Origin of the sequence: Burkholderia lata (assembly GCF_000012945.1) — a bacterium.
GTDB lineage: Bacteria > Pseudomonadota > Gammaproteobacteria > Burkholderiales > Burkholderiaceae > Burkholderia > Burkholderia lata.
Window position 1 is genome coordinate 1,209,038 of record NC_007510.1, and the last position, 11,726, is coordinate 1,220,763.

An 11,726-nucleotide genomic window follows, 5' to 3' on the forward strand; every position below is an offset into this window, starting at 1 on the left:
AGGCGCGGCCTGATAGGTATGGCCTGGGCGAGGCAGGGCAGGCGAGGCCAAGGCAGGCTAGGCGAGGCCGGCCAGGCCAGCCATCGCTGCCACCACCATCATCGCGATCCCGTTCGACCTACGCAGCGTTTCCGCCCGATACCCACCAGCCCGGCCGCAGGCCGCATCGCTTCTTTCGATTCCGGCTCGACCGGGCGATCCTGCCGCCCGGTCCGTCCCGTGCTCAGCGCACGAGGCAAGGGCGCTTGTTGTTGAAGGTCCAACCCGGAATCAGGTACTGCATCGCCGCCGCGTCGTCGCGGGCACCGAGCCCGTGCTGCTTGTACAGTTCGTGCGCGACCGCGACGGCATCCATGTCGATATCGATGCCGAGCCCCGGCCGCTTCGGCACCTCTACCAGCCCGTTCTCGATCTTCAGCGGTTCGCGCGTCAGCCGCTCGCCGTCCTGCCAGATCCAGTGCGTGTCGATCGCGGTGACCTGGCCCGGCGCGGCGGCCGCGACGTGCGTGAACATCGCGAGCGACACGTCGAAGTGGTTGTTCGAGTGCGAGCCCCACGTGAGGCCCCAGTCGCGGCACATCTGCGCGACGCGCACCGAACCCTGCATCGTCCAGAAGTGCGGATCGGCGAGCGGGATGTCGACGGCCTGCAGCTGCACCGCGTGACCCATTTGCCGCCAGTCTGTCGCAATCATGTTGGTGGCCGTCGGCAGCCCCGTCGCGCGGCGGAATTCGGCCATCACCTCGCGGCCCGAGTAGCCGTTCTCCGCGCCGCACGGATCTTCCGCGTAGGCGAGCACGTGATGCTGATCACGGCACAGCCGCACGGCCTCGTCGAGCGACCACGCGCCGTTCGGGTCGAGCGTCACGCGCGCGTCGGGGAAGCGCTCGGCGAGTGCCGTCACGGCCTCGATCTCGCTCGCGCCTTCGAACACGCCGCCCTTCAGCTTGAAGTCGTTGAAGCCGTAGCGCGCATGCGCGGCCTCGGCGAGCCGTACGACGGCCTCGGGTGTCAGTGCGGCTTCGTCGCGCACGCGCGTCCAGTCGTCGGTCGCGCCGCTGCCGTCGCGGTAGGCGAGCGCGGTCCTGGTGCGGTCGCCGATGTAGAACAGGTAGCCGAGCATTTCGACGCGCTCGCGCTGCTGGCCCTCGCCGAGCAACGCGGCGACCGGCACGCCGAGATGCTGGCCGAGCAGGTCGAGCAGCGCGGCTTCGAGTGCGGTGACCGCGTGGATCGTCGTGCGCAGGTCGAAGGTCTGCAGCCCGCGGCCGCTCGCGTCGCGGTCGGCGAAGGTGCGCCGCACGTCGTTGAGCACCGCGTGGTAATTGCCGACCGGCTGGCCGACGACGAGCGCGCGCGCATCGTCGAGCGTGCGGCGGATGCTTTCGCCGCCCGGTACTTCACCGACGCCGGTCCGGCCCGCGCTGTCCTTCAGGATCACGAGGTTGCGGGTGAAGAACGGGCCGTGTGCGCCGCTCAGGTTGAGCAGCATGCTGTCGTGGCCGGCGACCGGAATCGCTTGCAGGTCGACGATACGCGGCGTGTCGTGGGAGGGCGAGGCAGTGACGGCGTTCATGGGCGGCGATGGCGAAAGGGTGGGCAATGCCGTGCGGCAAAAGCTTTGCCGCGCGCGGCGGGAGGTGCGATCATTCGACAACCGACGTGCGCGGCGCGCAAGCCCCGCAAGTCGACGCAACCCGGAACGGGGTGGGAGCGGCAACCGATCCAGCGGAGCGCGGAACGCGAACGCTGGCTGATCGTAAAGCATGGGACCAGGCGGCGCTGGAATGCTCGCTTGAGTCGACAGGAGATCCATGTTTCGATCATCAGTCGTCGGATGACTTGTGACGCAGTATAATGAATCATCGGCTTTCGCTCAAACCCCGCGTAAACCCTCGGCTCACATTACGATCATTCAAAAAGGAACCGGCCTCATGTCCGTGCCTACGCTTCCCGCAGCGCCGCGCCGTCGCGCACGCAGCCTCGCACAAGATGTCGTCGACGCGCTGACCGCGCAGATCGAAAACGGCACGCTGCGTCCCGGCGACAAGCTGCCGACCGAAACCGAAGTCATGGCGGCGCAGGGCGTAAGCCGGACGGTCGTGCGCGAAGCGATCTCGCGGATGCAGGCGAGCGGCCTCGTCGAGACGCGCCACGGCATCGGCAGCTTCGTGCTGGAGCTGTCGCGCCGCCAGACGCTCGGCATCGACCCGGCGACGATCACGACGCTGCGCGACGTGCTCGCGGTGCTGGAACTGCGCATCAGCCTCGAAAGCGAATGTGCGAGCCTTGCCGCGCAGCGCGCGAACGATACTGACCTGGCCGCGCTGCGGCGCGCGCTCGATGCGATCGCATCGGGGGCGGGCGGCGGCCGCGACACCGCGCAGCTCGACTTCCAGTTCCACCTGCAGATCGCGCAGTCCACCGGCAACCGCTATTTCGTCGACATCATGACGCAGCTCGGCACGTCGATCATCCCGCGCACGCGCGTGAATTCGGCCCGCTTTGCCGGCGACGATCTGGAGCGCTACGTCGGCCGCCTGAACCACGAGCACGAGGACATCTACGAGGCGATCGCACGCCACGACCCGGAGGCCGCCCGTGCCGCGATGCGCACGCACCTCACCAACAGCCGTGAACGGCTGCGCCGCGCGCACGAAGCGGCTGAGGCCGAGCGCGACACGCAGGCCGGCTGACGCACCGGGCGACGTGGCCGGCGTTGTCGCCGGCCCGGTCGAATCGCTTCAACATCAGTCGTCATACGAGATCGATATCCCTTCATCGATCACCGGGGCCGGGCGGCTTTTCCGCCGCCGGCCGCCGGCACCGCCGATCAGCCTCCCTTCGTCGTGATCGTCTTCCACGCGCCGCTCTTCACCTGGTACAGCGTCGACATCCCGCTCTTCAGCGAGCCGTCGTTCGCGAACGAGATGCGGCCGGTGACCCCTTCGAAGTCGATCTTCTTCAGCGCCGGGCGATAGACCTTCGGGTCGGTCGAGCCGGCCGCCTGCATCGCCTTGATCGCCGCCCACGCCGCGTCGTAGCCGAATTGCGCGTACGACAGCACATCGACGCCGAAGCGCTTCTTGAAGCGCTGCTCGAAATCCTTCCCTTGCGGCAGCTCGTCGAGCGGCCGGCCGTATTCCCACGCCATCGCGCCTTCGGCGGCCGGGCCCGCGATCTTGATGAACTCGTTGTCCTTCACGCCGCCGCCGCCGACGAATTGCGCGTTCAGCCCGAGCTGGCGCATCTGCTTGATGAAGTTCGCGGCGAGCGAGTCGAGGCCGCCGAAGAAGATCAGGTCGGGGTTCTTCGCCTTCAGGCTCGTGATCTGCGCGCGGAAGTCGACCGCCTGGTTGCTGGTGAATTCGCGGCCGACGAGGTTCCCGCCCGCGGCCTTCACGGCCTTCTCGAACTCGTCGGCCTCGCCCTGGCCGAACGCGGTGCGGTCGTCGATGATCGCGATGCGCTTCGCCTTCGTCACGTCGACCGCGTACTTGCCCGCGTTGCCGGCGTTCTGGCCGTCGGTCGCGATCACCATGAACATGTTCGCGAGCCCGCGCGCGGTGAGCGTCGGGTTGGTCGCGGCCGGATCGATCACCGGGATGCCGGCCTTGTCGTAGACGACGGAAGCCGGAATCGTCGTCCCCGAGTTGAAGTGGCCGACCACGACCGACACGTTCTGGTCGACGAGCGCCTGCGCGGCCTGCACGCCGATGCGCGGGTCGGCCTGGTCGTCCTGCACGATGAGGTTGAAGTGCGCGGGCTTGCCGGCGATCTGCACCTTCTGCGCGGCGGCATCGTCGAGCGCGAGCTGCACGCCGTTCTGCAGGTCCTTGCCGTAACCGGCGTTCACGCCCGTGAGCGGCGCGGCGAAGCCGACCTTCACGTCGGTCGAATCGGCGGCCTGGGCGGCCTGTTGCGAGAGGAGGGCAAGCGCGGATGCAATCGACACCGACAGCAGGGAATGACGGAATTTCATGTTGTTCCTCTTGTTCGACACCTGCGAGTAAGTACCGCATGCGCTCGGGTGGGCCGAACGCGTGCGACGGGCGGGCGGTTCGACCGCTTCTCTGAATCGGGCGGGGAGGTCGGCATCGTTATCCTCGGAAGAATCTCCCGTCAGGCTCCGCGAAGAAGAGCCCCGATCGCCTCGATATATAGGTCGCCGATATGCCCGGGTCTTGGCAATTCGCCGCGCATTCGGTGCGGATTTGCGCATAGCTTCCGCGCGTGCGGCGGCAGCCGGTATCGGGAGTTTCCCGTCGCGAACGGAACGGGGGGAGAGGGAGGAGGTGCAGGGAGGCGGCGCGGCCCGCCGGGGCCGCGCCGCGCACGGGACGCCGTCAGTCGGACAGGGCGTCCGATGCGGCTTCGGCATCGTCGTGCGATGCGTGCGTGCGGATCAGCGGATCGCTGATGCTCGGGCGGCCCGTCTCGACGTGGCCCGCGAAGCGGCGCAGGAAGCCGAGCAGCCGGCCGTCACTGACGGTCAGGTCATACCAGCCGTGGCTGCCGCGCAGATCCCAGTAGTCGTCGATCTGCTGGCCCGGTGCGAGGTCGAACGTGCGCGCGCGGCCGTGGCCGTACGCGTTCGTGACCTTGAGCCGCACGGCCTTGTGGCCGCGGTTCATCAGGCGCAGCGTGATGTTGCCGTTCGCGACGTCGTAGCCGTAGATCACCTCGGGGTTCACGTTCGCGCTGCCGACACCGGTCGCGAACGGGCCGCGGAAATGGCAGTAGAAGCCGTTCGGGCCGTACACGTCGAGGTCGTACAGGCCGAGCGATGCCGCGGCGCTCCACGTGTCATCGATCCGCTTGCCGGCTTCGACCGTGTAAGCCCACGGGCCGTCGAGACGGTTGCGTGACTGCACCTGGAACGACGCGCCCGCGCGGCCCGTGTTCGCGAAGGTCAGCCGGAACAGGCCGTTCACCGATTCGACGCGGCCGTGCGCGAACAGCTCGTACGGCAGCGCACGCGCCGGACGCAGCCCGGCCTCCTGCTTCGGCAGCTTCTGAAACACCGGCGGCACGGGGATGTAGTCGGGATGGCGCAGGCGGTCGGGCGGCGCGTAGCCGCTCGTGTCCGGCAGCTTCGGCCAGCCGGCGTCGGCCGTCGCGAAATCGAACGCGGCGGTCAGGTCGCCGCACACCGTGCGACGCCACGGCGAGATGTTGCCGGCCTTGACCGGGTATTGCGCGCCGAAACGTGCCTCGATGAATTGCAGCAGCGACGTGTGATCGTAGGTCTGCGAGCAGACCCAGCCGCCCTTCGTCCACGGCGACACGACGAGCATCGGCACGCGCGGCCCGAGCCCGTACGGGCCTGCCATGTGCGATGCGTCGCCGGGGAACACCTCGTTGGTCGTCGCGACCGTCGACAGCCCGTTGTCGCGCGACTGCGGCGCGAACGGCGGCTGCACGTGGTCGAAGAAGCCGTCGTTTTCGTCGTACGTGATGAAGAGCGCGGTCTTGCTCCATACCTCCGGATTCGACACGAGCGCCTGCAGCACCTGCTCGATGTACCACGCGCCGTAGTTCGCCGGCCAGTTCGGATGCTCCGAATACGCTTCCGGCGCGCAGATCCACGACACCTGCGGCAGCGTGCCGTTCTTCACGTCCTGCTGCAGCACGTCGAACAGCGTGCCGCCCGCGCTGATGTTGGTGCCGGTGCGCGCCTTGTCGTACAGCGGCGTGCCGGGCAGCGCGTTGCGGTACTGGTTGAAGTAGAGCAGCGAGTTGTCGCCGTAGTTGCCGATGTACGGGTTCTGCGTCCAGCCCCACGACCCGGCGGCGTTCAGGCCGGTGCCGACGTCCTGGTAGATCTTCCACGACACGCCGGCGTTCTCCAGCACTTCCGGATAGGTCGTCCAGCCGTAGCCCGCTTCCTCGTTGCCGAGCACCGGGCCGCCGCCCGTGCCGTCGTTGCCGACGTAGCCCGTCCACATGTAGTAGCGGTTCGGATCGGTCGAGCTCGGGATCGCGCAGTGGTACGCGTCGCAGATCGTGAACGCATCGGCGAGCTGGTAGTGGAACGGGATGTCGTCGCGCTTCAGGTACGCCATCGTCGTGGTGCCCTTGTTCGGCACCCACTGGTCGTAGCGGCCCTTGTTCCAGGCGGCGTGCATGTCCTGCCAGCCGTGCGGCAGGTCCTGCAGGAACTGCAGGCCGAGCTTGTCCGCGCCCGGATGGAACGGCAGCAGCTCGGCCGGGCCGACCGGCTGGTGGAACACCGACTTGCCGTTCGCGAGGCGCAGCGGGCGCGGGTCACCAAAGCCGCGGACACCACGCATCGTGCCGAAGTAGTGGTCGAACGAGCGGTTCTCCTGCATCAGGATCACGATGTGTTCGATATCGCGGATGGTGCCGGTGCGGCGGTTCGCGGGAATCGCAAGCGCATCGCGAATCACGGGCGGAAACAGGTTCAGCGCGGCGGCGCCGGCGGTGCCGGCAGCGACGCGCAGGAAGTCACGACGGTTCGATCGGGTCATGGTCGTTATCGTGCGGTAAAGGAGGGAGCCGATTGGCAGGACCTGCTGGAAGAGCGCGCCCGGGTCGCAGGATGCGGCTGCGCCGGGTCGTGCCGCCGCGAGCATAGCGAGGAATCGGTGTCATTCATGTGAAGTCCGGAAACGTTTGCATCCGCATCGAAGCGATCTCGAAGCAGCGTCGGGACAACTATCGCCGGCAGTCGCGGTGCGGCAGGGATGAGGCGGGAAAGCGGTGCGGCGCGGGAGGTGCGCCGGGGAAGCGGAGGGCGACGCCGGCGTGTCAGGCGTCCGTGACCCACGCGCCGAACCATTCGCTCGGGCGCGCGATTTCGTCCTGCGCGGCGACGAGTTCGAGCTCGTAGCGGCGCGCATCGTAGGTGGCCTTCACGACCGCATGCACGGCCGCGAGCGTGTGCTCGAACGCCGCGCGCACGGAGTCGCCGCGCAGCCGGCAGGCGACGAAGATCGCACTGGTCAGGTCGCCGACGCCGACCGGATGGCGCGGAAACGCGTACAGCGGGCGCTGGCCGATCCACGCTTCGGTTTCGGTGACGGCGAGCATGTTGAAACGATCGGCCGGGCTGTTGCGGTCGTGCAGGTGCTTGACGAGGATGATCTGCGGGCCGCGACGGATCAGCGCGCGGCAGGCTTCGACGGCTTCGGCGACGGTTTCGATGCGCCGCCCGGCGAGCTTCTGCAGTTCGGTGTGGTTCGGCGACATGCCGTCTGCGAGCGCCGGCATCTCCTGGACCATGAATTCCTCGACGCCGGGCTCGGGCCGGATGCCGCCCGTCTGCCCCATCGCCGGATCGCAGAAGTACCACGCGTTCGGGTTCATCGCCTTCACCGAGCGGACGATCTCGACGGCCGCACGCGCTTGCGGCGGCGAGCCGAGGAAGCCGGACAGCACGGCGTCGCAGCGCTTGAGTGCGCCGATCGCGGCGATGCCGTCGACGAGCTGTTCCATCTTCGCGGCATCGATCGCGCTGCCGGCCCAGTGACCGTACTGCATGTGATTCGACAACTGGACGGTATTGAGCGGCCAGACGTTGATGCCGAGGCGCTGCATCGGGAATACGGCCGCACTGTTGCCGGCATGGCCGTAGATGACGTGCGACTGAATGCTGAGGACGTTTTTCATGGGAATCGCCTGCACGCGTTTCAGGGTCACGTCACACGATACCCGAGTTCGTCGCGCGCGCGGAAGTCGCGCGGCCCCGGAGTGTTGCGCGCCGTCGTCAGCGCGACCGCGTAGAATCGCGGGGCGCGAGGCGGCCCGGCCGCCCGCGTGCGTCTCCAATCACCGTGATCGCCATGCTTTCGATTCGCAAGATGTTGTTTGCCGCGCGCGCCGCCGTGCTCGGCGCGGGTGTCGCCGTCGCGTGCGCCATGCCCGCCATGGCGGCCGCCGTTTCGCCCGCTGGTAACGACGGGCCCGTGTATGGCCCGCGCCTCGAAGGGTTCACTTATCCGGCGCCCGTTCATCTGTACACGTTCGTGTCGCAGCGCGAAACGCTCGAGATGGCGTACCTCGACGTGCAGCCGGCACACCCGAACGGCCGCACCGTCGTGCTGCTGCACGGGAAGAACTTCTGCGCGGCGACCTGGGAGGACACGATCGGCGTGCTGAGCCGTGCCGGCTATCGCGTGATCGCACCGGACCAGATCGGCTTCTGCAAGTCGTCGAAGCCCGATCGTTATCAGTACAGCTTCCAGCAGCTGGCGCGCAACACGCACGCGCTGCTCGAATCGATGGGGGTGAAGTCGGCGACGATCGTCGGCCACTCGACGGGCGGGATGCTCGCGATGCGCTACGCGCTGATGTATCCGAAGGCGACCGACCAGCTCGTGCTCGTGAACCCGATCGGCCTCGAGGACTGGAAGGCGCTCGGCGTGCCGCCGCTGTCGGTCGACTACTGGTATGCACGCGAACTGAAGACCACGGCAGACGGCATCCGCCGCTACGAGCAGGGCACGTACTACGCGGGCAAGTGGTCGCCGTCGTACGAGCGCTGGGTGCAGATGCTGGCCGGGATGTACCGTGGCGCCGGTCGCGACGCGGTCGCGTGGAACTCCGCGCTGATCTACGACATGATCCTCACGCAGCCGGTGGTCTATGAACTCGGTGCGATCCGCGTGCCGACGCTGCTGATGATCGGCGACAAGGACACGACCGCGATCGGCAAGGACGTCTCGCCGCCCGACGTGCATGCGAAGCTCGGCCACTATCCGGAGCTCGCGAAGCGCACGCAGGCCGCGATTCCCGGCGCCCAGCTCGTCGAGTTCCCGGCGCTCGGGCACGCGCCGCAGATCCAGGACCCGGACGCGTTCCACAAGGCGCTGCTCGACGGGCTGGAGGCCGTGCACCCGCAGTGATGCGGGGCCGGCCGCAGGCGGCCCGGGCGCGCGCCGTCAGCGCGTTTCGCTCGCGAGCTCGTCGCGGATCTGCGCAGTCAATTCGAACGAGCGCAGCCGTGCCGCGTGATCGTAGATCTGTGCGGTGACGATCAGCTCGTCGGCCCCCGTCTGCGCGATGCGGTCGCGCAGCTTGTCGCGCACCGTGTCGCGCGAGCCGACCGCCGCGAACGACAGCGAATGCGCAACCGTCGCGAGTTCGAGCTCGTTCGCCTCGAGCACGTCGACCGGCGGCGGCAGCTTGCCCGGCGTGCCGCGCCGCAGATTGATGAACTGCTGCTGCAGCGACGTGAACAGGCGCCGCGCGTCGTCGTCGGTATCGGCGACGAACACGTTGACGCCGACCATCGCATGCGGCTTCGGCCACGCGGCCGACGGCCGGTACTGTGCTCGATAGATCTCGAGCGCGCGCATCAGGTAATCCGGCGCGAAGTGCGACGCGAACGCGAACGGCAACCCGAGCATCGCGGCGAGCTGGGCGCTGAACAGGCTCGAGCCGAGCAGCCACACGGGCACGTCGAGCCCTGCGCCGGGCACCGCGCGCACGCGCTGGCCGGGCACCGGCTCCGCGAAGTAGCGCTGCAGCTCGGCGACATCATCTGGAAACGAGTCGGCACTGCCGATCAGGTCGCGGCGCAGCGCGCGCGACGTGGTCTGGTCGGTGCCGGGCGCACGGCCGAGGCCGAGGTCGATGCGCCCCGGGTACAGCGACGCAAGCGTGCCGAACTGTTCGGCGATCACGAGCGGCGCGTGGTTCGGCAGCATGATGCCGCCCGAACCGACCCGGATCGTCTGCGTGGCGCCCGCGACGTGGCCGATCACGACGGCCGTTGCCGCGCTCGCGATGCCGGGCATGTTGTGATGCTCGGCGAGCCAGTAGCGCTGGTAACCCCAACGTTCCGCATGCTGCGCGAGATCGACGGTGTTGCGGAATGCCTGGGAGGCGTCAGCGCCGGCCGGAATGGGGGCGAGATCGAGTACGGAAAACGGAGTCATCGGTTGGCCTTCGAACGGGGTAGCAGGGTGATGCACTTACGCAACAAATGCCAAGGATTTTGCCAAAGGGCTCCGGATCGTGCTGGGGGCGGCTCGATACCCATGCGCCTTTCAGGGATGCAGGGTCGAATTCTTCGATCGTTGCAAAAATCAATCTAATCGCTGATTAATTACCAATCTTTACGGCGATTGGATGTGAATCCGCATCGACGTACAAATTTGCACGAAACGTTTGATTTTCAAGACTGCAATACGCCTGCAAACCGCTTACGCTAACGTGAACGCGGGTGCACTGAAATGGTTCGCCGACTGCGCAGCTTTGCCGGAATTGCACCAGTCCGTTTCTCGTAGTGCCGAGCGCGGGGTGCCGCAGACTGCTAAAATCCGGCGCCTGCCCATGTTGTGCCGAAGGTAGCCATACGAATCTTCCCGTATCCCGTCCGGGTGTCGCGCGGAGATGCACCACGCGAAGCCGGGCATGGCCATACCCGAAGGATGGGGCGAGCCTCCCTCATACACAGACGCTGCTGGAACAAGGAGTCGGGTCGTGCCCGCGTTCGTCGTTGTCGGAATACCGAATCACGCTCAATCACGCACAAGCGTTCTCCATGGCGTTCAGGTCGCCGGGAGGCGTCGCGCATGACGGCAACCGCAACGATGCTCGACTGGCTCCTGATCGTCTTCACGCTGGCCGCGGCCGGCTATGCGCTCGTCGCCGCGTTCGCCCCGCGGCCGCGTACGCCGCGCACGGCCGTGCGCGACGGCTTCGAGCCGGTCAGCGTGCTCAAGCCGCTGTGCGGCGCGGAGCCGCACCTGTACGAAAACCTCGCGACGTTCTGCGAGCAGCGCCATCCGCGGTATGAAGTGCTGTTCGGCGTCGCGTCGGCGGTCGATCCGGCCATCGCCGTGGTCGAACGGCTGCGCGCCGATTATCCCGAGTGCGACATCACGCTCGTGATCGATGCGCGCGTGCACGGCAAGAACCTGAAGGTCAGCAACCTGATCAACCTCGCCGAGCGTGCGAAGTACGGCCGCATCGTGATCGCGGACAGCGACATCGCGGTGAAGCCCGACTATCTGGAGCGCGTGACGGCGCCGCTCGCCGACGTGTCGGTGGGTGTCGTCACGTGCCTGTATCATGCGCGCAGCGTCGGCGGGTTCTGGACGCGGATCGGCGCGCAGTTCGTCGACGCATGGTTCGCGCCGTCGGTCCGGATCACGCACCTCGGCCGTTCGACCCGCTTCGGCTTCGGCGCGACGCTTGCGCTGACGCGCGACACGCTCGACCGGATCGGCGGCTTTCCCGCGCTGAAGGACGAACTGGCCGACGATTTCTGGCTGGCCGAGCTGCCGCGCCGCCTCGGGCGACGCACCGTGCTGTCGGAGGTCGAGGTCGCGACCGACGTGATCGAGCCGTCGTTCGGGCCGCTGTGGCACCGCGAGACGCGCTGGCTGCGCACGATCCGTTCGCTGAACCCGGCTGGCTTCGCGTTCCTGTTCATTACGTTTACCGTGCCGTGGCTCGCGATCGGCGCGGCGCTCGCGCTGCGCCTCGACGGCACCTTCGCGGGCTCGCTGGCGGGCTGGGCGGCCGTGGTGGGCGCGTTCGGGCGGCTCGTGCTGCACGCCCGCGGCGAGGACGGCTGGCGCGCGTTCTGGCGCGACCTGCCGCTCGTCGCGGTGCGCGACACACTGCTCGCGCTCGAGTGGCTCGCCGCGGTGTTCGGCACGCACGTCGTGTGGCGCGGCGCGAGGATGACGGTCGTCGGCGGCGAGCGCGCGACGGCGGCAGTGGAAGCAGTGGACGGCCGCTAGGGCCGTTCC

At 67.9% G+C, this 11,726-nt stretch carries 8 protein-coding genes; 3 read left to right on the forward strand and 5 right to left on the reverse strand.

Translation table 11 applies throughout. The features are described from left to right. Nucleotides 1–223: 223 nt before the first annotated feature. Nucleotides 224–1,576 (reverse strand): glucarate dehydratase, encoded by a 1,353-nt coding sequence (gene gudD, locus BCEP18194_RS11510; RefSeq protein WP_011351443.1) that lies wholly within the window; start codon nt 1,574–1,576, stop codon nt 224–226. A gap of 358 nt (nt 1,577–1,934) precedes the next feature. On the opposite strand from gudD, the gene BCEP18194_RS11515 reads away from it, so the two are divergent. Beyond that, on the forward strand, nt 1,935–2,696 hold the full coding sequence (locus BCEP18194_RS11515) for a FadR/GntR family transcriptional regulator (RefSeq protein ID WP_011351444.1): 762 nt from the start codon (nt 1,935–1,937) through the stop codon (nt 2,694–2,696). A 137-nt stretch (nt 2,697–2,833) separates the two neighbouring features. Here the strand turns inward: BCEP18194_RS11515 and BCEP18194_RS11520 are convergent, their stop codons facing one another. From BCEP18194_RS11520 to pdxY, 3 genes are all read right to left on the reverse strand, one after another. Continuing rightward, nucleotides 2,834–3,982 carry a branched-chain amino acid ABC transporter substrate-binding protein gene (locus BCEP18194_RS11520; RefSeq protein WP_041493033.1) on the reverse strand — a complete coding sequence of 383 codons (1,149 nt, stop codon included), beginning with the start codon at nt 3,980–3,982 and terminating at the stop codon, nt 2,834–2,836. Nucleotides 3,983–4,346: 364 nt separating this feature from the next. After that, nucleotides 4,347–6,491 carry a phosphocholine-specific phospholipase C gene (locus tag BCEP18194_RS11525; protein WP_041492784.1) on the reverse strand — a complete coding sequence of 715 codons (2,145 nt, stop codon included), beginning with the start codon at nt 6,489–6,491 and terminating at the stop codon, nt 4,347–4,349. Nucleotides 6,492–6,771: 280 nt separating this feature from the next. Further along, nucleotides 6,772–7,632 (reverse strand): pyridoxal kinase PdxY, encoded by an 861-nt coding sequence (pdxY, locus tag BCEP18194_RS11530; protein ID WP_041492785.1) that lies wholly within the window; start codon nt 7,630–7,632, stop codon nt 6,772–6,774. Between the two features lie 173 nt (nt 7,633–7,805). Here pdxY and BCEP18194_RS11535 point away from each other — a divergent pair, with 173 nt between their 5' ends. Then, the gene (locus BCEP18194_RS11535; RefSeq protein ID WP_011351448.1) at nt 7,806–8,867 is read left to right on the forward strand and encodes an alpha/beta fold hydrolase; all 1,062 of its coding nucleotides are present in this window, start codon (nt 7,806–7,808) and stop codon (nt 8,865–8,867) included. Nucleotides 8,868–8,903: 36 nt separating this feature from the next. Here BCEP18194_RS11535 and BCEP18194_RS11540 read toward each other — a convergent pair whose 3' ends face one another. Continuing rightward, the gene (locus tag BCEP18194_RS11540; RefSeq protein ID WP_011351449.1) at nt 8,904–9,902 is read right to left on the reverse strand and encodes an LLM class flavin-dependent oxidoreductase; all 999 of its coding nucleotides are present in this window, start codon (nt 9,900–9,902) and stop codon (nt 8,904–8,906) included. A 639-nt stretch (nt 9,903–10,541) separates the two neighbouring features. Between BCEP18194_RS11540 and hpnI the strand changes: the two genes are divergently transcribed. Further along, nucleotides 10,542–11,717 carry a bacteriohopanetetrol glucosamine biosynthesis glycosyltransferase HpnI gene (gene hpnI, locus BCEP18194_RS11545; protein WP_011351450.1) on the forward strand — a complete coding sequence of 392 codons (1,176 nt, stop codon included), beginning with the start codon at nt 10,542–10,544 and terminating at the stop codon, nt 11,715–11,717. Nucleotides 11,718–11,726: the final 9 nt, after the last annotated feature.